The sequence below is a fragment of the Actinomadura graeca genome (assembly GCF_019175365.1).
Classification (GTDB): domain Bacteria; phylum Actinomycetota; class Actinomycetes; order Streptosporangiales; family Streptosporangiaceae; genus Spirillospora; species Spirillospora graeca.
In genome coordinates this window covers 4,947,386-4,966,804 of the sequence record NZ_CP059572.1, presented here as the reverse complement: position 1 = coordinate 4,966,804, position 19,419 = coordinate 4,947,386, and the positions used below count along the sequence as shown (strand labels likewise).

The following is a 19,419-nucleotide window of genomic DNA, read 5'->3' as shown; positions in this document are numbered from 1 at the left end:
GTCCGGTTCCCGCCGTTCCTAGCGGACGCGCTCCTTCAGGTGGACGGTGATGTCGTCGCCCACGTCCTTGCCGATCGCCCGCCGCAGCTCGGCCTTCACCGCGAGCTTGTGGTTCCCGTCGCCGAGGGCCATGAAGGAGCCCTCGAACGGGTGCCCGTCGATGGTCCCGCGGACCTTGACCAGCCCGCGCGTCTCGAAGAACTCCGCCGACTCGGGCCAGATCACGTACGTCCAGCCGCCCTTGCTGGGGCTCTTCTGCAGGTTCGCGGTGAAACGCTTGTCCAGTGCCGTGCCCATGCCGTCTCCTCCTCGTGCCGAAGTTCCACCGGATATGACCGCGCTCGTCCGCGAAAGTCATCGCTCCCGGGGCACGCTTTTCTCAGATCGACTGCCGTCGCCCCTGGGTAGGACACTCTCGGACGCCACCCCCCATCCGGGGGTGGCGCCCGACAGGACAGCCGACGACGATCCCATCAGACCGACCCAGCGCCTACACCGAAGACCGGAGGGAGGGCGCGCCAGCGCCCGACCGCCGAGGGTGACGCGATAAGAAAGGACCCCTCCATGCCGGCAGTCGAGTTCCGCGCGGCGCGCGACTTCCTGCTCGCACATCGCGAGGACTACGCGACCGCGTACGAGAAGTTCCGCTGGCCGGTGCTGACCGGCTTCAACTGGGCGCTGGACTGGTTCGACAAGAACGCCGAGGGCAACGACGCCCCGGCGCTGTGGATCGTCGAGGAGGACGGCTCGGAGGCCCGGTACTCCTTCTCCGAGATGTCGCGGCGCTCGAACCAGGTCGCGAACCGGCTGCGGGCGGCGGGCGTGCGGCGCGGCGACCGGATCATCCTGATGCTCGGCAACCAGGTCGAGCTGTGGGAGACGGTCCTCGCGGCGATGAAGCTCGGTGCCGTCCTCATCCCGTGCACGCCGTTGCTCGGCCCCGCGGACCTCCAGGACCGGCTGACGAGGGGACGGGCCCGCCATGTGGTGGCGGGCTCGGCCGACACCGGGAAGTTCGCGGGGCTGGACGGCGAGTTCACGCGGATCGCCGTCGGCGGCCCCGTGGACGGGTGGCTGCGGTTCGAGGACGCCTACGAGGAGCCGGAGAAGTTCTCCCCGTACGGGCTGACGATGTCGCGGGACCCGCTGCTGCTCTACTTCACCTCGGGCACGACGGCGAAGCCGAAGCTGGTCGAGCACACCCACGCCTCGTATCCCGCCGGGCATCTGTCGACGATGTACTGGATCGGGCTGCGGCCCGGCGACGTCCACCTGAACATCTCCTCGCCCGGCTGGGCGAAGCACGCGTGGAGCAACATCTTCGCGCCGTGGAACGCCGAGGCGTGCGTGTTCATCTTCAACTACACGCGTTTCGACGCCGGCCGGCTGATCGACACGCTCGACCGGTGCGGGGTGACGAGCTTCTGCGCGCCGCCGACGGTGTGGCGGATGCTGATCCAGGCCGATCTCGGGCGGCTGTCCACACCGCCCCGGGAGGTCGTCGCGGCCGGTGAGCCGCTCAACCCCGAGGTGATCGAGCGGGTGCGGGACGCGTGGGGCCGGACGATCCGGGACGGGTTCGGGCAGACGGAGACGACCGTCCAGATCGCGAACACGCCGGGCCAGCCCGTCAAGCCCGGGTCGATGGGACGGCCCGCGCCCGGCTACCGCGTGGCGCTGATCGACCCGGCCACCGGGCGGATCGGCGACGAGGGCGAGATCTGCCTGGAGCTGGAGGACCGTCCGCTCGCGCTGATGGCGGGCTACCACGGCGACGAGGAGGGCACCGAGGAGGCGATGTCCGGGGACTATTACCACACCGGCGACATCGGCTCCCGCGACGCCGACGGCTACATCACCTACGTGGGCCGCGCCGACGACGTGTTCAAGGCGTCCGACTACAAGATCTCGCCGTTCGAGCTGGAGAGCGTGCTGATCGAGCACGAGGCGGTGGCGGAGGCGGCGGTGGTGCCGTCCCCCGACCCGGTGCGGCTGGCGGTGCCGAAGGCGTACGTGACGCTCGCCCCCGGCTGGGAGCCGGACGCCGCGACCGCCAGGGCGATCTTCGAGCACGGCCGGGCGCGGCTGTCGCCGTACAAGCGGGTGCGGCGGCTGGAGTTCGGCGAGCTGCCCAAGACGATCTCGGGGAAGATCCGCCGGGTCGAGCTGCGCACGAGCGAGATCGGCAAGCACCCGGGCGCGGACGACCGGCCGGAGGGGGAGTTCCGCGAGGAGGACCTGCGGTGAGACCCGCGTACGCCTCGGGCGCCTCCGCGGTCCCGCTGCTAGGCGAGACGATCGGCGCGAACCTCGACCGCACGGTCGCGTCGTCCGCCGACCGCGACGCCCTCGTGGAACGGGCGACGGGACGGCGCTGGACCTACGACGGTTTCGGCGCCGACGTGGACGCGGTCGCGCTCGGGCTGCGCGGCCTGGGCGTCGTCAAGGGCGACCGGGTCGGGATCTGGTCGCCGAACCGCGCGGAATGGATGCTCGTCCAATATGCGACGGCGAAGCTGGGCGCGATCCTGGTCACCATCAACCCGGCGTACCGCGTCCACGAGCTGGAGTTCGTGCTGAAACAGGCGGGCGTCCGGACGCTCGTCGCGGCGCCCGCGTTCAAGACGTCCGACTACCGGGTGATGGCCGCGGAGGTCGCGCCGAAGTGCCCGGCGCTGGAGGAGGTGCTGTTCCTCGGCACCGGCGAGTGGGACGCGCTGGTGGACGCGGGCCGGGCGGGCGACCGGGCGGTGCTCGGCGGGATCGGCGCGACGCTGAGTCCGGACGACCCGATCAACATCCAGTACACGTCGGGGACGACGGGCTTCCCCAAGGGCGCGACGCTCTCCCACCACAACATCCTGAACAACGGCTTCTTCGTCGGCGAGCTGTGCGGCTACGACGAGGAGGACCGGGTGTGCGTGCCCGTCCCCTTCTACCACTGCTTCGGCATGGTGATGGGCAACCTCGCGGCGACCAGCCACGGCGCGTGCGTGGTGATCCCCGCGCCCGCGTTCGACCCGGAGGCCACCCTGGAGGCGGTCGCGGCGGAGGGCTGCACGTCACTGTACGGCGTGCCCACGATGTTCATCGAGATGCTCGGGCACCTCGCCGCGAGGGGGGCCGCCCTCGACCTGTCCGCGCTGCGCACCGGGATCATGGCGGGGTCGCCGTGCCCGGTGGAGGTGATGCGGCAGGTCATCGACCGGCTCGGGATGGACGAGGTCGCGATCTGCTACGGGATGACCGAGACGTCGCCGGTGTCCACCCAGACGCGGGCGGGCGACTCCCTCGAACGGCGCGTCACGACGGTCGGGACCGTCCACCCGCACCTGGAGATCAAGATCGTCGATCCGGTCACCGGCGTCACGGTGCCGCGCGGCGTGCCCGGGGAGTTCTGCACCCGCGGCTACTCGGTGATGCTCGGCTACTGGGACGAGCCGGAGCGGACGGCCGAGGTCGTCGACGCCGCGCGCTGGATGCGCACCGGTGACCTCGCGGTGATGGACGAGGACGGCTACGTCGGCATCACCGGCCGCATCAAGGACATGGTGATCCGCGGCGGCGAGAACGTGTACCCGCGCGAGGTCGAAGAGTTCCTCTACACCCACCCCGACATCGTGGACGCGCAGGTCATCGGCGTCCCGGACGACCGGTACGGGGAGGAGCTGATGGCGTGGGTGCGGCTCCGCGACGGCGCCGCCGGGCTGACCGCGGAGTCGCTGCGGGAGTTCTGCCGGGGCAGGCTCGCCCACTTCAAGATCCCCCGCTATGTCCATCTGGTGGACGCGTTCCCCATGACGGTCACCGGTAAGGTCCGCAAGGTGCAGATGCGCGCCGAGGCGATCGGCATCCTCGGCCTGAAGGACCCGCCGCCCACGGCGTGAGTTTTCCACCCGGTGACCTTCCGAGAGGGAGGCGTTCGGGGGATGCTGCACTACATGAACACGCCGTTGCCGGGAGGTGGCCCCCAGGGGGCGCGGGGCGATGAGGGCGCGGTGAGGTCGGCGGTGCTGTCGCTGCACCGCGCGACCGGGCTGCCGATGGTGTTCGGCGGGGCGCTGAGCGGGCGCGACAGCCTGCGGATCACCGAGCTGGTGGGCAACACCACCGACTCGCTCGACGGGCTGGTGGTGCGGCAGGGCAGCGGGCTCGGCGGCAAGGCGATGGCGCTCGGCCGCCCGGCGTGGGTGAGCAACTACCCGTGCGCCGCGTCCATCAGCCACGACTACGACGGGCCGGTCGCGCGGGAGGGCCTGCTGTCGATCGTCGCCGTGCCGGTGGTGGTGCGGCGCGCGGTCCGCGGCGTCCTGTACGGGGCGCTGCGCGAGCCGCTGTCGCTCGCCGACCGTGTGGTCGGCGCGGCGGTGCAGGCGGCCCGCGACGTCGAGCAGGACCTCGCCGTCCAGGACCGGGCGGACGAGGCGCTCGCCAGGGCCCGCCGTGACCCGGCGGGATCGTCGGCGGCCCGGTGGGAGGAGGTCAGGGCCGTGCACGCCGAGCTGCGGGCGCTGGCCGAGGACGTCCCCGACGCGCCGACCCGGGACCGCCTGCGCGAGGCGGCGCTGCGGCTGGCCGCCGCCGGGCTGGACGCACCGGACGTGCCGGGCCGTCCCGTCCTGTCGCCGCGGGAGCTGGACGTCCTGTCCCATGTCGCGCTCGGCTGCACGAACGCCGAGGCCGCCCGGCGTCTCGGGCTGCTCCCGGAGACCGTGAAGAGCTACTTGCGCTCGGCGATGCGCAAGCTCGACAGCCACACCCGTCTGGAGGCGGTGACGGCGGCCCGCCGCGCGGGCCTGCTGCCCTGACCACGGGCCCGTTCCGGGGGCGGCACCGGCAGCCGCCGCGCGGTGGCGGGGCGGTCTCCGGCGGCGTGGGCGGTCCCCGGCGATCCGGCCCGGCGACGGGGTCAGCGCCCACGCGGCGCACGCGACGACCAGAGCAGATCGGCCCCCGTGGCGCACTGCCTGATCGGAACGGTCACCACGGGCCGGCTGCGCCGGGCCATGATCGCTCGGCCGCCCCACCCGGTCTCCGGGCGGAGGCGTCCGCCCCCGATCTGCAGACAGCACCGTAACACCTGCGAACACCGATGTTCGTGATGTTGGAATTGTTCTCCCGGCACCCTCCGGTTGGTAGCTTTGGCACATGGACTCCGACGGCCGCTGCCCGCTGCCGCGCGGGCGCCATCACCTCACCCGCGAGCAGGTCAGCGCGTCCCAGCGGGAACGGCTGCTCCAGAGCATGACGGAGGCCGTCGGCGAGAAGGGCTACACGCGCACCTCGGTGGCGGACGTGCTGAAGCGCGCGCACGTGTCCCGGGAGACGTTCTACGAGCACTTCGCCGACAAGCAGGAGTGCTTCCTGTCGGCCTACCAGGCCGCCGCCGACCGCATCGTCGGCGTCGTCCACGAGGCCCTCCAGGCCGCCGACGCGCCGCTGATGCAGCGGTTCGAGCGGGCGCTGAGCGCCTACCTGCGGGAGCTGGCCGTGGACGCGGCGGCCGCCCGCACGTTCCTGCTGGAGATCTACGCGGCGGACCCGGCGGCCGCGGTGCTGCGCATCGGCGTCCAGCGCCGGTTCGTGGAGACGGTCACCGCGCTCCTGGTGGAGGACGAGCGTTTCCGCACCCTGCCCGACCCGCAGTTCGCGTGCCGCATGCTGATCGGCGGCGTCGCCTCGCTGGTGACCGGGAAGGTGGCGATGGGAGAGCACGCCACGCTCCCCGGCCTGTGCGCCCCGATCCTCGCCCACGTCCGCTCCCTCCTAGAACGCTGACCGCCCGGAAGGCGAAGCGTCCGGGGGTCAGGTGACCTTGATTTGGGCTAGGTCGAAGTTGTGGACGCGGGTGTCGTCCTCCCAGGTGACGGAGAGGCCGAACGAGGCGTGGAAGGTACTGAGGCCACGGGTGTCGATGGTCGTGCGATAGGTGAAGGGGTGCCAGCCGGCGTGCTCGGCGTACTCCAGCTTGGTGAAGTCGTCCTCCTGGGTGGGAGCGGTGCGGCCCGCCTGCGCGACGACCCACCAGCTGATGGTGGGCGTGTCGGACGCGCTCCACACCCAGAAGGACATCTCGACGTCGATGCTGGTCCGGCCGGGCGGGACGGGAAGCTCCCGCGACACCCACAGGGTGCCGTCGTCCTGGAGCCCGTCGAGCCAGAACTCCAGGCTGTGCGTCCCGCTCTTGGCCTGCTTCGACGACCAGGTCACGGTGCCGTCCGGGAGCCTGTCGTCCTTCCCTGCGACCCAGCCCTCGGTGCCGCTCTCGAAGTCGAAGGTGTGCTCGTCGGCGACGCGCGCCGCGGACGGTGACGGCGGTGGCGCGGCGACGGCGGCAGCGGCGGGTCCCAGCAGCAGGCCGGCTGCGGTGGCCCCCGTGGTGATGAGCGCTCTCATTCTCACGTGCCCCTCCTTGGACGAGTGGGCGGAGGGGCTTCCCTTCGCCCCCCGCCGTCCGTGCGCTCACGACGCTAGGAGCCGAGGCGCGCGGGCGACGACCCAGCCCGCGCGCCTTCATCGGTACAGCAGGCCGTGCCGGGGCGTTCGCGTGGACGGTCAGATGAAGGTGCTGAGCAGGGCGGCCATGCCGAACCCGACGACCGAGAGGATCGTCTCCAGGACCGTCCACGTCCTGAGGGTGTCGCGGACGGACATGTTGAAGTAGCGGGAGATGATCCAGAAGCCGCCGTCGTTGACGTGCGAGGCGATGATGGAGCCCGCGGAGATCGCGATGGCGATCAGCGCGACGTGCGGGTCGGAGTAGTCCTTGTCCTGGACGAGCGGCGCGACGATCCCGCCGGTGGTGACGATCGCGACGGTCGCCGAGCCCTGCGCGACGCGCAGCCCGCAGGCGATCAGGTAGGCCAGCACGATCACCGGCAGTCCCGCGTCGGAGAGGGTGTCGGCGAGCGCCTTGCCGACGCCGGTCGCCGACACGACCGCGCCGAAGAACGCGCCGCCGCCGATGACCAACAGGATCATGCCGATCGGGCGGAGCGAGCGGGTCGCGACCTCCGACAGCTCCGCGCCGGGGATGCCGCGGCGGATGCCGAGCAGGTACATCGCGAGCAGCACCGCGATGGTGAGCGCGACGACGGGGTTGCCGAGGAAGGTCAGGGCCGGCAGCGCGGGGCCGTCCTCCCACCAGACGGTGCCGAAGGTCGCGAGCAGGATGAGCACCAGCGGCACGGCGATGATCAGCCCGACCAGCAGGAGGGACGGCTCGGGCTCGGGCGCCGCGCCGGTGTTCTCGGGCACCGTGTCGGCGTCCTCGGGCACCGTGTCGGCGTGCTCGGGCGCCGTGTCGATGTCCTCGTGCTCCGCCCGGTCCTTCTCGGCGAGGACGTACTCCTCGGGCACCTCCACGATGACGCGCCTGCCGATCCACGCGCCCCACGCGACGCCCGAGACGAGGAACGCGGGGACGCCGCAGACGAGGCCGAACACGATGAGCCAGCCGAGCGGGACGCCGAGCAGCCCGGCCGCGGCGACGGGGCCGGGGTGCGGGGGCAGGAACGCGTGCGTCATCGACAGCCCGGACAGCAGCGGCAGCGCGTACAGGACGAGGGAGCGCCCGCCGCGCCTGGCGGTGATGTAGACCAGCGGCGCCAGCACGAAGATGCCGACGTCGAAGAAGACGGGGATCCCGAAGATGAGCCCGGCCAGGCCCATCGCGAGCGGCGCGCCCCGCTCGCCCGCCACGGCCAGCAGCTGCCGGGTGAGCACGTCGGCGCCGCCGGACCGCTCCAGGATCGCGCCGAGGATCGTGCCGAGGCCGACGATCGGCGCGATGTGCCCGAGCAGGCCGCCGAAGCCCGTCTCCAGCAGCGACTTCTTGGAGCTGAGCGCGGTGCCGACGATCTCCTCGACGCCGAGCCCGGCGGCGAGCGCGAGCGCGAGGCTGGAGATGATCAGCGCGATGAACGGCTCCAGCCTGACCTTGATGATGAGGAGGAGCAGCACCGCGATGGACGCGGCGCACAGCAGCAGGAGGCCGCCCGTCTCGTGTTGCAGCCAGTGGACCATGGACCTGACCTCTCGGGGGTGGGGGCGAGGGGGGAGCGGGTCAGCGGGTCGTGCCGTCGGGGGCGCGGCGGAGGGCGCGGCCGGGGAGCGCGCCGGTGGGGCGGCCGTCGGCGATGACGGCGGTCCCCCCGACGAGGACGTAAGGGATCCCGCCGGCCTGCCGCCGGGGGTCGTCGAACGTGGCGGTGTCGCGGACGGTCTGCGGGTCGAACAGGACCAGGTCGGCGTGGTACCCGGCCCGGACCAGCCCGCGGGAGTCGAGCCGGAGGCGCCGCGCGGCACGTCCGGTGAGGTGCGCGACGCATTCTTCGAGGGACAGCACGCCCAGCTCGCGGACGTACCGCGCGAGGTAGCGGGGGAAGGTGCCCCACGCGCGGGGGTGCGGCTTCGCGGCGGCGAGGAGCCCGTCGCTGCCGCCGGTGTGGCACGGGTGCCGCATGATCGCCTGGACGTTCTCCTCGTGCCCGACGTGCTGGAGGATCGTGGTGGCGAGGTCGTCGGCGACGAGCCGCTCGCAGAAGACCTCGAAGGGGGGACGGCCTGTCTCCGCGGCGAGGCCGGCGATCGTCCGCCCGACGACGGTGCGGTTCGGGGAGCCGGACACCTCGATCGTCTCCCACTCGGCCGGGACGCCGTGGCAGCCGTCCGATCCCTCGACCTCCATCGCGTGCCGGATGCGCGCCCGCTCGGCGGGGTCGGCGAGCCGGCCGAGCAGCGCCTTCGGGCCGCCCTCCCCGGCCCAGCTCGGCAGCAGCGCGGCGAGGGTCGTGGAGCCCGGCAGGTAGGGGTAGGTGTCGAGGGTGATGTCGCAGCCCGCGCCGATCGCCTCGTCCAGAAGGGCGAGCAGCTCGGGCGCGCGGCCCCGGTTGACGCCGAAGTTCATCGTCGCGTGCGCGAGGTGGAGGGGGCAGCCGGTGCGGCGCGACAGCTCGACCATCTCGGCGTACGCCTCCAGCGCGCCCGCCCCGTACGACCGGTGGTGCGGCGCGTAGAAGCCGCCGTGGGACGCGACGACGCGGCACAGCTCGGCCAGCTCGTCGGTGCCGGCGTACATGCCGGGCACGTAGGTCAGTCCGCTGGACATGCCGACCGCGCCCTCGCGCATGCCGGTCGCGACCAGCTCGCGCTGCCGGTCGAGTTCCGCAGGGGTCGGCGGACGGTCCTCCCAGCCCATCGCCAGCAGCCGGACCGCGCCCTGCGGGACGAGGTAGCAGGCGTTGACGGCAATGCCCTCGTCGAGCCGGTCGAGGTACTCGCCGACGCTCCGCCACGTCCAGTCGAAGCCGGGAGGGTCGCCGTTCCAGCCCGCGATGGTGCGCCGGATCTCCGGGAGGGTGGTGTCGTCGGCGGGCGCGTAGGACATCCCGTCCTGGCCGATGACCTCCGTCGTGACGCCCTGTCCCACCTTGGCGAGGTGGCCGGGCTCGGCGAGCAGCGCCAGGTCGGAGTGGGCGTGCATGTCGATGAACCCGGGCGCGAGGACGAGCCCGTCCGCGTCGATGACGGTCCCGCCGGTCGGTCCGCGCCCGATCCCGGCGATCCGCCCGCCGGACACCGCGACGTCGGCGACGCGGCCCGGCGCTCCGGTGCCGTCCACGACGGTGGCGCCGCGGAAGACGGTGCCGGGCATCAGAACCAGGTCCTGACCAGGTCCACGACCTCGGGACGCTCGGCGGCGGCGTCGTCCACGACGGGGATCAGCGTCCACTTGTCGAGCGCCGTGCAGGGGTGCGACAGCCCGAGCCTGACGACGTCGCCGACCTCGGCGGCGGAGTCGGCGAGGAACGTGTGCTGGTCGTTGAGGGCGGTGACGTGGGCCCCCTCGACGGGCGCGGTGCCCTTGCCGCGGACGAACTGCGGCACGGGCATGCCCTCGTCGAACGGGAGGTCGCGCTTGCCGGCGTCGAGCAGCGCGAGCGCCGGTTCCGGGCGGGACACCACGCGCGCCCAGCCGTGCATGGCCGACCGCAGCGGCCCGTCGCCCACGCCGCGTGAGAAGGGCGAGATGTTCCGGTAGAAGCCGTCGTCGTGGACGATGTACGCGCCCGACCGCAGCACCAGCCTTCCGCCGATGCCGCCGAGGACCTCGGCGACCTGGTCGAAGAAGGAGCTGCCGCCTGCCGTCACGACGGGCTCGTCCGTCTCGTACTCCAGCCGGCCGAACAGGTCCGCCACGCGGCGCAGGTAGACGTCCACGGAGGCGCGCCCCTCGTCGGACGCGTCGTGCGCGAGGGCGCCCTCGTAGCCCGCGAGCCCGGCGAGCCGGAGGGTCGGCGCCTTGCGGACCGCGTCCGCGACCTCGCGTGCGGCGCCGGCGTCGCGGAGGCCGGTGCGGCCGTGCGGGCCGCCGAGCTCCACGCACACCTGCACCGGGCGCTGCGCGCGGGCGGCGCGGAGCACGTCGTCCATCAGCTCGACCGCGCGCACCGAGTCGACCCAGGACAGGAAGTCGAAGTCGGGGTCCGCCTCCAGCCGTCCGGCGATCCACGCCAGCCCGGCCGGGTCGAGCAGCGCGTTGGCGAGCAGGACGCGGCGGACGCCGAACGCGCGCGCCACCCGCACCTGCGGCAGGTTCGCCAGCGTGATGCCCCAGGCGCCCGCGTCGAGCTGCCGCCGCCACAGCTGCGGGGCCATCGTCGTCTTCCCGTGCGGGCAGAGCGCGACGCCCGCCGCGTCCGCCCAGCGCGCCATCGCGCGGACGTTGTGGTCGAGCGCCCCGGCGTCCAGCGTCAGCAGTGGTGTGCCGAAGTCCTCCAGGGGTATGCGGGTGTCACGGACCTCCGCCACCGACATCCCGTGCGCCGATGCCGGGATCGCCTTGAAACGCCAGTCGAGCCGTTCGCGGCCGAGCGCGTCCACCGCGTCGGCATCGATCCCCGGGCTCATGTGACCTCCTAGATTGCACGATATGCAGCGTTAATTGCGCTATGTGCTGTTGCGGTTGTAACATCGCCCCCGGGTGGCGGTCAACGGTCGAGCGCCGATCATGACCGCCTCGGGGAGAGAGGACGATGGAAGGCTTGCCTGCGGCCGCCTGCGTGGGCGAATCGATGGCGGTGCTCCTCCCCGGCCGTCCGGGACCGCTCGAAGACGTCCCCTCCTTCCGCCCCGCGTCCGGCGGCGCCGAGGCGAACGTCGCGCGCGGGCTCGCCGCGCTCGGCGTCCCCGCCGCGTGGATCGGGCGCGTCGGCGACGACGGCTTCGGGCGGCGCGTCGTCCGCGACCTCGCCGCGGGCGGTGTCGACGTCCGCGGCGTGTCCGTGGACCCCCGCCGCCCGACAGGGCTGTACGTCAAGGAGGCCGGGCCGGGCGGCAGCGTCCTGCACTACTACCGCGACGGCTCGGCCGGATCGGCGATCGGCCCGTCCGTGCTCGACGACCCCGACGCCGGGCCGCTGCTGAACGCCGCGGGGCTCGTCCACCTGTCGGGCATCACCGCCGCGCTCTCCGACTCCGCCCTGGAGCTCACGCGCGCCCTGCTGCTGCGCCCCCGCCGCCCCGGCCGCCTGGTGAGCTTCGACCTGAACTGGCGGCCCGCGCTGTGGCGGCGGCGCGACCCGTCCGTCCTGCGGCCGCTCCTGAACGCCGCCGACATCGTGCTGCTCGGCGCCGACGAGGCCGCCGACGTGCTCGGCACCGGCGACCCCGGCGAGCTGCGCGCGCTGCTGCCCGGGCCGGCGACCCTCGTGGTCAAGGACGACGCGCACAGCGCGACGGCCCTCACCCGCGACGCGGCCGTCACCGCGCCCGCCCTGGACGTCGAGGTCGTCGAGCCGGTCGGCGCCGGCGACGCGTTCGCCGCCGGTTACCTCGCCGGCACGCTGCGCGGGTACGGCCCGCGGCGCTGCCTGCGGCTCGGCCACCTCGCTGCCGCCGCCACGCTCGTCGTGCCCGGCGACCACGGCCCCCCGCCGCCGCCCGCCCTCGTGGACGAGCTGCTGCACGCCTCCCCCGGCGTCTGGGCGGCGACCACGGTGCGCGCGTCCGGCGTCGCCCGCCCGCCGCGGGCGGAGCAGGTGGAGGAGGGGACACGGTGAGCCAGAGCCTCGGGCGGGCGCTCGTCATCCTCGGCGAGCTCGGCGAAGGGCCGCGCACCCTCGACGAGCTGGCCGCGAAGGTCGGCGTCCACAAGACGACGGTGCTGCGGCTGGTCCGCACCATGGAGGGCGAGCGGTTCGTCCACCGCGACGGCGACCACCGCTTCCACCTCGGCTCGCGGCTGTTCGCGCTGGCGGGGGCGGCGCTGGAGCAGCGCGGCGTCCGCGGCGTCGCCGCGCCGCACCTGGCGCGGCTGAACGAGGCGACGGGCCAGACCGTCCACCTCGGCGTGTACGAGGGCGGCGACGTCGTCTACCTCGACAAGTACGACTCCCGGCACGCGATCCGCATGTACTCGCGGGTGGGGTTGCGTATGCCGCTGCACGCGACCGCCATCGCCAAGGTGCTGCTCGCCGACCTGCCGGAGCAGCGCCGCCGCCGCGTCGCCGGGGAGATCGAGTACACGCCGTTCACCGGCCGCACCATCACCGGCCCGCGCGAGCTGCTGGACGAGCTGTCCCGCGTCGCGCGCCAGGGCCACGCGTTCGACGACGCCGAGCACGAGACGTTCATCCGCTGCGTCGCCGCGCCCGTCCGGGACGCGACCGGGCGGGTCGTGGCGGCCGTCTCCATCTCCGTGCCGGAGGTCGTGCTCGGCCGGGACGAGGTCCTCGCGCTGCTGCCGGACCTCCTCGCGACCACCCGCGCCATCTCCGCCGACTGCGGCTTCACCGAAGGGAACTGAACGCATGGGCGACAAGACACAGGTGAGCACCGACGGCGCGCCCGCCGCCGCCTTCGCCTTCTCGCAGGGCGTCCGCAAGGGACCCCTGCTCCAGGTCTCCGGCCAGGCGCCGCAGGACCCGGCAACGGGCGAGTACGTCCACCCCGGCGACGTCAAGGCGCAGACACGGCGCGTCCTGGAGAACGTCAAGGCGATCCTGGAGGCGGGCGGGTCCGGGGTCGAGGACGTGCTGATGTTCCGCGTCTACCTGACGACGCGCGACCACTTCGCCGACATGAACGAGGTGTACGCGGAGTTCGTCAAGGAGAACTGCCCGAGCGGCGTCCTCCCCTGCCGGACGACCGTCGCCGTGGAGCTCCCACATCCCGCGATGCTCGTCGAGATCGACGCGCTGGCCTGCGTCGGCTGAGCCCCCGGCCGCGGTCCCCGTCCGCGGGCGCGGTGAGACGGCCGGTGGCGACCAGCTCCAGGGTGATGAGCACCGCGACGGCCTCGATCGCCAGCAGGCCGATGAGGACGAGGAGCTGCGTCGCCCCGGCCTCGACCGGGCCGGCGCCGCCCAGCAGCACGCCGACGAACGCCCCCGGCAGCGTGACCAGCCCGACGGTGCGGGTCTGGTCGAGGACGGGGAACAGCGCGAGCGCCGCCGCGGGACGGCACACCTCCAGCGCCGCGTCGCGTGCCGGGAGGCCGAGCGCGAGCCCGCCCTCGTACTCGCCGCGGCGGGTGACGAGCTCGTCCAGCGCGCGGCGGCCGGTGAGCCCGGTCGCCGACATGGCGCCGCCGATGAAGATCCCGGCGATCGGCAGCACCGCCACCGGACGCGCCGGGACGAGCCCGGACGCGAGCAGCAGCGCGAGCACGGGCGCGACCCCGGCGGCCAGCGGCAGGGCCGTCCACCAGCCGGAGCCGAGGGCGGAGCCGGTGACGCGGTGGCCCGCCGTCGCGGTGGCGGCCACGAGCATCCCCGCGATGAACGCCGCCGTCCACCCCGCGCTGCCCAGCACCGCCGCGATGACGAGGGAGACGATCGTGAGCTGCGCCGCGGCGCGCGCCGCGGCGACGACCATGTCGCGTCCGAGGCCGAGGCCGCCGAGGCGCGCCAGCACCCCGGCCCCCGCCGCGAGCGCCACCAGGACGAGCGCCAGGACCGGTCCGATCTCCGGCGCGGCGTCCACCTGCCCCGCCACCTGCATGGTCGCCGCACCTCATCCCGATGGGGATGATTGTGATCTCATAGCAGTCTCCTACCCGCTTAAAACCCCGATAGCGTGGGACTTGTGGAGGATGAGGAGGCAGGCGGGACATCTCGCCGCAAAGCGCTCTGGTTGATGGGCGCGGCCGCCGGGCTCGCGGCACTCGGCGCGGACGAGGCGCACTCGTCGCGGCCCTCCGGCGGGACCGCGCAGGCCCCGCCGACCCCGCGCGCGCGGCCGTTCATCCATCCGAGCCCGACGCCGACGCCGACGCCCACCCCGACGCCGCGTCCGGCGCCGTGGACGCCCGCGAAGCTGACCGCCTCGGAGACGCCCGTCCGCGAGCTGACGCAGCTGTCGCCCGCGCCGCCGCCGGACTCGATCGCGCTGACCATCGACGACGGCCCGAGCCCGCTGTGGACGCCGCGCGTGCTGGACCTGCTCGCCGAGGAGCGGATCCAGGCGACGTTCTTCATCATCGGCGAGCAGGTGGAGGAGTTCCCGAAGCTCACCCGCCGCATCGCCGACGCCGGGCACCAGATCTGCAACCACACGATGACGCACCCGATCACCATCGCGGAGATGTCGAAGAAGAAGGTCCGCAAGGAAATCGTCGACGCGCACGACAAGATCGCCGACGTCACCGGCGTCGTGCCGCAGTTCTTCCGCTCGCCGGGCGGCGCGTGGTCGGAGAACGTCCTGGAGCTCACCGAGGAGCACGGGATGCTGCCGATCGACTGGACGGTGGACCCGCGCGACTGGGCCCGCCCGGGCGTCGGCCACATCCGCAGGTCGATGCTCGGCGCGAAGGCGGGCAACATCCTGCTGTGCCACGACGGCGGCGGCGACCGCTCGCAGACCCTCTCCGCGCTGAAGACCGTCATCCCGAAGCTGAAGAAGCGCGGCCTCACCTTCGTCGCGCTCTGACGCCGGGCGCTGCGACCGGACGCCGGGCTCCGGTTCGCGGAGCCCGGCGACCAAGCCGTCCTCGGGAAGTGGGGTTCGTCCTATATCTGCGGGACGGGCGGCCCCCGCACCCCGGCGGGCGGCTCCAGGAGGACGTCCTCGCCGCCCTCCCCTCCGTCACCGTGCGAGACGCGGGGCAGCCAGCCCAGCCAGCGCGGCAGGTACCAGTTCGCGCGCCCCAGCAGGGACATGACGGCGGGCAGCAGCACCACGCGGACGACCGTCGCGTCGATCAGCACCGCCACCGCCAGACCCACCCCGAGCTGCTTGAAGTCCTGCATCGACAGCGTCGCGAAGATCCCGAAGGTGGCGATCATGATGACGGCGGCACCGGTGACCACGCCCGCCGTCGAGCGCACGCCGTCCGCGACGGCCCGGGAGGTGGGGACGCCCCGGTCGTGCGCCTCGCGGATCCGCGACACGACGAACACGTGGTAGTCCATCGACAGCCCGAACAGGATCACGAACACGAACAGCGGGATCCACGACTCCAGCGCGCCCGCGCCGCGCGTCCCGACCAGCGAGTCCCCCCAGCCGTGCTGGAAGACCGCCACCATGACCCCGTACGCGGCGCCGACCGACAGCAGGTTGAGCACGATCGCGCTCGCCGCGATCACGACCGAGCGGAAGAAGACCAGCATCAGCAGGAACGTGATGCCCATCACGAACAGGAACACCGGCACGATGGCGTCGCGGAGCTGCGCGTTGTAGTCGACGCTCCACGCGAGCTGCCCGGTGACCGGGGCCTCCGCGACGCGTCCGACCGTCTCCGGGACGATCTTCTCCCTCAGCGTCTCCAGCGCGTGCTCGGAGGTCGCGTCGGCGCCGGCCCCCGCCAGCGGCACCTCGATCTCCGCGATGTCCTCCCGCCGGTGCACGGTGACGTCGATCGGCTCGTTCATCTCCCCGGACGCCACGGCCCGCCGCCGCAGCTCGGCGATCGCCGCCCGCACCTCGGGCGCGTCGATGTCACGGGCCTTCACCACCACCTGCGCGGGCTCGGGGTTGCCGGGGAACGCGGCGTTCAGCCGCGTGTACGTCTGCGCGATCGGCTCGCCCGGCGGGATCTGCTGGTCGATCGCGAGGCGCTCGGTCCGCATCCCGAGCGCGGGCGCGGCGAGCGCGAGCAGCAGCCCCGCCGACAGGACGGCCGCGATGCCGGGGCGCGCCAGGACGGGCTTCAGCAGCGCCGCCACCACGCCCCCGCGGGTCTCCCGGTGCACTCCGCGGGCCTCCCCGCGGCGGCGCCGCGGCATCGGGATCCGGCCGAAATCGACCTTGTCGCCGAGCAGGGACAGCAGGGCCGGCAGGACGGTCACCGAGCCCAGCATCGCGATGAGCACGACGAGGATCGTCGCGAGCGCGAAGCCCTTGAACAGCAGCAGCCCCGACAGGAACATCCCCGCCATCGCCACCATCACGGTCAGGCCCGACACCAGCACCGACCGCCCCGAGGTGGCCGCCGCGACGGCCAGCGCCGTCTCCCGGTCGCGTCCCCTCGCCCGCTCCTCCCGCTCGCGCTGGAGGTAGAACAGGCAGTAGTCGACGCCGACCGCGAGGCCCATCAGCAGCATCACCGAGTTCGTCGTCTCGTCGACGTGCAGGGCGTGGCTGGCGACGGCCAGCACCCCGCCCGCCGCGAGGAACGCCGTGAACGCCAGCACCACCGGGAGGACGGCCGCCAGCAGCGCCCCGAACGCCACCAGCAGGATGCCGAGGGCGAGCGGAAGGGCCGTCATCTCCGCGCGCTTGAAGTCGCCGCCCAGCGCCTTCTCGAACCAGGCGTCCGCGCTCGCGCCGCCGAACTGCCCGATCCGCACCGACGGGTTGGCGCGCTGCGCCCTCCCGACCGCGTCCTCGACCGCCGGGAGCGGGTCCGGCGCCCCGTCAGGCACCTCCCTGAGCGTGAACTGGACGATGACGTGGTGCCGGTCCGCGGACACCACGTCCGGCCGCATGCCGGTGATCACGCCGGTGGCCCGCACGTTCGCCCGGACGGCGGCGACGGCGCGCGCCATCTCGGGCGAGCCCGCGGCGTGGGCGCCGCCCGAGACCAGCACGGTCTCCTCGTCCGGGTCCTCGATCCCCGCCTCGTCGAGGATCCGCACCGCCCGCGCCGACTGCCCGGTGCCCTGCTCGTGGTCGTCCATCGTGACCTGCCCGCCCATCCCGCCGAGCACCGAGGCGAGGACGACGAACAGCAGCCAGCCGAGGATCGCCGCCATGCGATGGCGCGCGCTCCAGCCGCCGAGCACGGCGGCGAGGTTCCGTTTCATGGGGGTCCCCTGGGGGTTTCGGTTTCGGGGTGACACCCATGAACGCTAGGAAGCCGCGCACCTCCGGGACATGGCTCTAGACGGCCTCCGGGGGGTGCACTTGGGTACACCTCGCATCCGGGTCCGGGGCACACTGTGCTGGACCGATGCTCACCGGAAACTGGACTCCGGACAGCGGAGCGAGGCGTACGGAGGACCCGGTGGATGTTCGGATGGTGAAGGAGACGAGGCGCGAGCAGCACCTCAAGGCCCCCTGGCGGGGGCTCGGGCTGATGCTGCTCGGCATCCCCGCGACGTTCGTCGGGATCTGGTTCATCTCGGTCGTCTCGATGATCACCGGCGCCCTCGGGGTGCTGCTGTTCCCGTCCGCGGCACGGCTGATGCGCGGCCAGGCGGACGTGTACCGCAAGGCGATCGCCGCGTGGACCGGGGTGCGGATCGAGCGGCCCTACCTGCCCGAGCCCGACCCGGAGCCGGGGATCGCCGGCCGCCTCAAGCGCTTCATCGCGATGATCAGCGACCCGGCGACCTGGCGGGACTACCTGTGGATCGTCGCCGACCCGATCGTGGTGGTCTTCACGGCGGCGCTGCCCGGGCTGCTCGTCCTGTACGGGCTCTGGGGCTACTTCCTCGCAGCGTTCGCCGGCGGGATGATCGGCCATTACGGCGGCAGCGAGTGGTACGCCTGGGTGGAGGTCGACGGCGGCTACGACCGGGACGCCGGGCGGCTCGTCTCCACCGTGGTCGTCGCGACCGTCTGCGTCGCCGTAGGCTTCCTCATCGGCCCGAAGATGATGGCCGTATACGGACGCTGGGGACGCGCGGTGCTCGGCCCGACCGAGAAGTCGCGGCTGGCGCTGCGCGTCCGGCACCTGTCCGAGAGCCGCTCGGTCGCCGTCGACGCCTCCGCCGCCGAGCTGCGCCGCATCGAGCGCGACCTGCACGACGGCGCGCAGGCCCGGCTCGTCGCGATGGGGATGAGCCTCGGCGCCATCGAGCATCTGCTGGACAAGGACCCGGAGAAGGCGCGGACGCTGCTGGCCGAGACCCGCGCCTCGTCGGCCAAGGCGCTGCACGAGCTGCGCGACCTCGTCCGCGGCATCCACCCGCCGGTGCTCGCCGACCGCGGCGTGGGCGACGCCGTCAAGGCCCTCGCGCTCGACCACCCGCTGGACGTCGAGGTTACCGTCGACCTGCCCGGGCGCCCCGAGGCGCCCGTCGAGTCCGCCGCCTACTTCGCGGTCTCGGAGATCCTCACCAACGCGGCCAAGCACTCGGGCGCGGGCCGCGTCTGGATCGACCTGCGGCACGAGCGCGGCATGCTCCGGGTCACCGTCACCGACGACGGCCGCGGCGGCGCCACGCTGGACGGCGGCACCGGGCTGCGCGGGATCGAACGCCGGATCGGTACATTCGACGGCGTCCTCGCCCTCAACTCGCCGGTGGGCGGCCCGACCATCGTCACCCTGGAGCTGCCGTGCGCGTTGTCCTCGCCGAAGACCTCGCCCTCCTGAGGGAGGGCCTGGTCAGCCTCCTGGAGACGCACGGCTTCGAGATCGCGGCCGCCGTCGACAACGGCCCCTCGCTCCTGAGGGCACTGCTCGACCACCGCCCGGACGTGGCGGTGGTCGACGTGCGCCTGCCCCCGTCCTTCACCGACGAGGGGCTCCAGGCGGCGCTGGAGGCGCGCCGCCGGGTCCCGGGCCTGCCCGTCCTCGTGCTGTCGCAGTACGTCGAGCAGCTGTACGCGCGCGAGCTGCTCGCCGACGGCACCGGCGGCATCGGCTACCTGCTGAAGGACCGGGTGTTCGACGCCGCGCAGTTCGTCGACGCCGTCCGGCGCGTCGCCGCGGGCGGGACGGCCATGGACCCCGAGGTCATCTCCCGCCTCGTCGCCAGCAACACCCGCGGCTCCCCGCTCGGCCGTCTCACCCCCCGCGAGACGGAGGTCCTCGAACTGATGGCGCAGGGACGCTCCAACGCGGCGATCGCCGAGAAGCTCGTCGTCACCGAGCGGGCCGTCACCAAGCACACCGCGAACATCTTCGCCAAGCTCGACCTCCCGGTCACCGGCGACGACAACCGGCGGGTCCTCGCCGTCCTGGCCTACCTGAACCGCTGAGGGCCACGCCCGGCCGCCGGGAGGCGGGACGGGGCGGGCGCGCTGGGCGGG

At 73.3% G+C, this 19,419-nt stretch carries 17 protein-coding genes; 10 read left to right on the top strand and 7 right to left on the bottom strand.

Translation table 11 applies throughout. The features are described from left to right. Positions 1-18: 18 nt before the first annotated feature. Entirely contained in the window at positions 19-297 is a 279-nt protein-coding gene (locus AGRA3207_RS22085) for a DUF1905 domain-containing protein (RefSeq protein ID WP_231328940.1), read from the bottom strand. Between the two features lie 267 nt (positions 298-564). Between AGRA3207_RS22085 and AGRA3207_RS22080 the strand changes: the two genes are divergently transcribed. The 4 genes from AGRA3207_RS22080 (at position 565) to AGRA3207_RS22065 (ending at position 5,778) form a co-directional block, all read left to right on the top strand. Further along, the gene (locus AGRA3207_RS22080; protein WP_231328939.1) at positions 565-2,247 is read left to right on the top strand and encodes an AMP-binding protein; all 1,683 of its coding nucleotides are present in this window, start codon (positions 565-567) and stop codon (positions 2,245-2,247) included. Next, on the top strand, positions 2,244-3,887 hold the full coding sequence (locus AGRA3207_RS22075; RefSeq protein WP_231328938.1) for an AMP-binding protein: 1,644 nt from the start codon (positions 2,244-2,246) through the stop codon (positions 3,885-3,887). The genes AGRA3207_RS22080 and AGRA3207_RS22075 overlap by 4 nt, the downstream gene beginning before the upstream one ends. Before the next feature lie 54 nt (positions 3,888-3,941). Beyond that, positions 3,942-4,808, top strand: a complete 867-nt coding sequence (locus AGRA3207_RS22070) for a helix-turn-helix transcriptional regulator (RefSeq protein ID WP_231328937.1) — start codon at positions 3,942-3,944, stop codon at positions 4,806-4,808. A 340-nt stretch (positions 4,809-5,148) separates the two neighbouring features. Further along, complete coding sequence (locus AGRA3207_RS22065) at positions 5,149-5,778, top strand: TetR/AcrR family transcriptional regulator (protein ID WP_231328936.1); 630 nt, start codon at positions 5,149-5,151, stop codon at positions 5,776-5,778. Between the two features lie 27 nt (positions 5,779-5,805). Here the strand turns inward: AGRA3207_RS22065 and AGRA3207_RS22060 are convergent, their stop codons facing one another. The 4 genes from AGRA3207_RS22060 to AGRA3207_RS22045 all read right to left on the bottom strand — a co-directional run bounded on the left by AGRA3207_RS22060 (position 5,806) and on the right by AGRA3207_RS22045 (position 10,911). Further along, on the bottom strand, positions 5,806-6,402 hold the full coding sequence (locus tag AGRA3207_RS22060; RefSeq protein WP_231328935.1) for a hypothetical protein: 597 nt from the start codon (positions 6,400-6,402) through the stop codon (positions 5,806-5,808). 153 nt (positions 6,403-6,555) lie between these two features. Next, positions 6,556-8,025, bottom strand: coding sequence for a GntP family permease (locus tag AGRA3207_RS22055; protein WP_231328934.1), 1,470 nt, complete (start codon positions 8,023-8,025; stop codon positions 6,556-6,558). Between the two features lie 40 nt (positions 8,026-8,065). Continuing rightward, positions 8,066-9,655: an N-acyl-D-amino-acid deacylase family protein gene (locus AGRA3207_RS22050; RefSeq protein ID WP_231328933.1), complete on the bottom strand. Its 1,590-nt coding sequence runs from the start codon at positions 9,653-9,655 to the stop codon at positions 8,066-8,068. Further along, the gene (locus AGRA3207_RS22045; protein ID WP_231328932.1) at positions 9,655-10,911 is read right to left on the bottom strand and encodes an amino acid deaminase; all 1,257 of its coding nucleotides are present in this window, start codon (positions 10,909-10,911) and stop codon (positions 9,655-9,657) included. The genes AGRA3207_RS22050 and AGRA3207_RS22045 overlap by 1 nt, the downstream gene beginning before the upstream one ends. Before the next feature lie 125 nt (positions 10,912-11,036). Here AGRA3207_RS22045 and AGRA3207_RS22040 point away from each other — a divergent pair, with 125 nt between their 5' ends. From AGRA3207_RS22040 to AGRA3207_RS22030, 3 genes are read left to right on the top strand one after another with little or no spacing between them, the layout of a single operon-like run. Then, the gene (locus AGRA3207_RS22040) at positions 11,037-12,062 is read left to right on the top strand and encodes a sugar kinase (RefSeq protein ID WP_273699604.1); all 1,026 of its coding nucleotides are present in this window, start codon (positions 11,037-11,039) and stop codon (positions 12,060-12,062) included. Next, complete coding sequence (locus AGRA3207_RS22035; protein WP_231328931.1) at positions 12,059-12,808, top strand: IclR family transcriptional regulator; 750 nt, start codon at positions 12,059-12,061, stop codon at positions 12,806-12,808. The genes AGRA3207_RS22040 and AGRA3207_RS22035 overlap by 4 nt, the downstream gene beginning before the upstream one ends. Before the next feature lie 4 nt (positions 12,809-12,812). After that, positions 12,813-13,217, top strand: coding sequence for a RidA family protein (locus AGRA3207_RS22030; RefSeq protein WP_231328930.1), 405 nt, complete (start codon positions 12,813-12,815; stop codon positions 13,215-13,217). Here AGRA3207_RS22030 and AGRA3207_RS22025 read toward each other — a convergent pair. Next, positions 13,108-14,004: an ABC transporter permease gene (locus AGRA3207_RS22025; protein WP_231328929.1), complete on the bottom strand. Its 897-nt coding sequence runs from the start codon at positions 14,002-14,004 to the stop codon at positions 13,108-13,110. The genes AGRA3207_RS22030 and AGRA3207_RS22025 overlap by 110 nt on opposite strands. An 84-nt stretch (positions 14,005-14,088) precedes the next feature. On the opposite strand from AGRA3207_RS22025, the gene AGRA3207_RS22020 reads away from it, so the two are divergent. Then, on the top strand, positions 14,089-14,931 hold the full coding sequence (locus tag AGRA3207_RS22020; RefSeq protein WP_231328928.1) for a polysaccharide deacetylase family protein: 843 nt from the start codon (positions 14,089-14,091) through the stop codon (positions 14,929-14,931). 80 nt (positions 14,932-15,011) lie between these two features. On the opposite strand, the gene AGRA3207_RS22015 is transcribed toward AGRA3207_RS22020, so the two are convergent. Then, on the bottom strand, positions 15,012-17,246 hold the full coding sequence (locus AGRA3207_RS22015) for an MMPL family transporter (RefSeq protein ID WP_231328927.1): 2,235 nt from the start codon (positions 17,244-17,246) through the stop codon (positions 15,012-15,014). 212 nt (positions 17,247-17,458) lie between these two features. Here AGRA3207_RS22015 and AGRA3207_RS22010 point away from each other — a divergent pair, with 212 nt between their 5' ends. After that, positions 17,459-18,760 carry a sensor histidine kinase gene (locus AGRA3207_RS22010; protein ID WP_231328926.1) on the top strand — a complete coding sequence of 434 codons (1,302 nt, stop codon included), beginning with the start codon at positions 17,459-17,461 and terminating at the stop codon, positions 18,758-18,760. Beyond that, positions 18,724-19,368 carry a LuxR C-terminal-related transcriptional regulator gene (locus AGRA3207_RS22005; protein ID WP_231328925.1) on the top strand — a complete coding sequence of 215 codons (645 nt, stop codon included), beginning with the start codon at positions 18,724-18,726 and terminating at the stop codon, positions 19,366-19,368. Before AGRA3207_RS22010 ends, AGRA3207_RS22005 begins: the two co-directional genes overlap by 37 nt. The last annotated feature ends 51 nt before the right edge of the window (positions 19,369-19,419 follow it).

Coding starts and splice junctions, on each gene's coding strand:
- AGRA3207_RS22070 (WP_231328937.1), top strand. CDS start 3,942: ATGAACACGCCGTTGCCGGGAGGTGGCCCCCAGGGGGCGCGGGGCGAT.
- AGRA3207_RS22015 (WP_231328927.1), bottom strand. CDS start 17,246: ATGAAACGGAACCTCGCCGCCGTGCTCGGCGGCTGGAGCGCGCGCCAT.
- AGRA3207_RS22065 (WP_231328936.1), top strand. CDS start 5,149: ATGGACTCCGACGGCCGCTGCCCGCTGCCGCGCGGGCGCCATCACCTC.
- AGRA3207_RS22045 (WP_231328932.1), bottom strand. CDS start 10,911: ATGAGCCCGGGGATCGATGCCGACGCGGTGGACGCGCTCGGCCGCGAA.
- AGRA3207_RS22025 (WP_231328929.1), bottom strand. CDS start 14,004: ATGCAGGTGGCGGGGCAGGTGGACGCCGCGCCGGAGATCGGACCGGTC.
- AGRA3207_RS22010 (WP_231328926.1), top strand. CDS start 17,459: ATGGTGAAGGAGACGAGGCGCGAGCAGCACCTCAAGGCCCCCTGGCGG.
- AGRA3207_RS22080 (WP_231328939.1), top strand. CDS start 565: ATGCCGGCAGTCGAGTTCCGCGCGGCGCGCGACTTCCTGCTCGCACAT.
- AGRA3207_RS22040 (WP_273699604.1), top strand. CDS start 11,037: ATGGAAGGCTTGCCTGCGGCCGCCTGCGTGGGCGAATCGATGGCGGTG.
- AGRA3207_RS22030 (WP_231328930.1), top strand. CDS start 12,813: ATGGGCGACAAGACACAGGTGAGCACCGACGGCGCGCCCGCCGCCGCC.
- AGRA3207_RS22050 (WP_231328933.1), bottom strand. CDS start 9,655: ATGCCCGGCACCGTCTTCCGCGGCGCCACCGTCGTGGACGGCACCGGA.
- AGRA3207_RS22055 (WP_231328934.1), bottom strand. CDS start 8,025: ATGGTCCACTGGCTGCAACACGAGACGGGCGGCCTCCTGCTGCTGTGC.
- AGRA3207_RS22085 (WP_231328940.1), bottom strand. CDS start 297: ATGGGCACGGCACTGGACAAGCGTTTCACCGCGAACCTGCAGAAGAGC.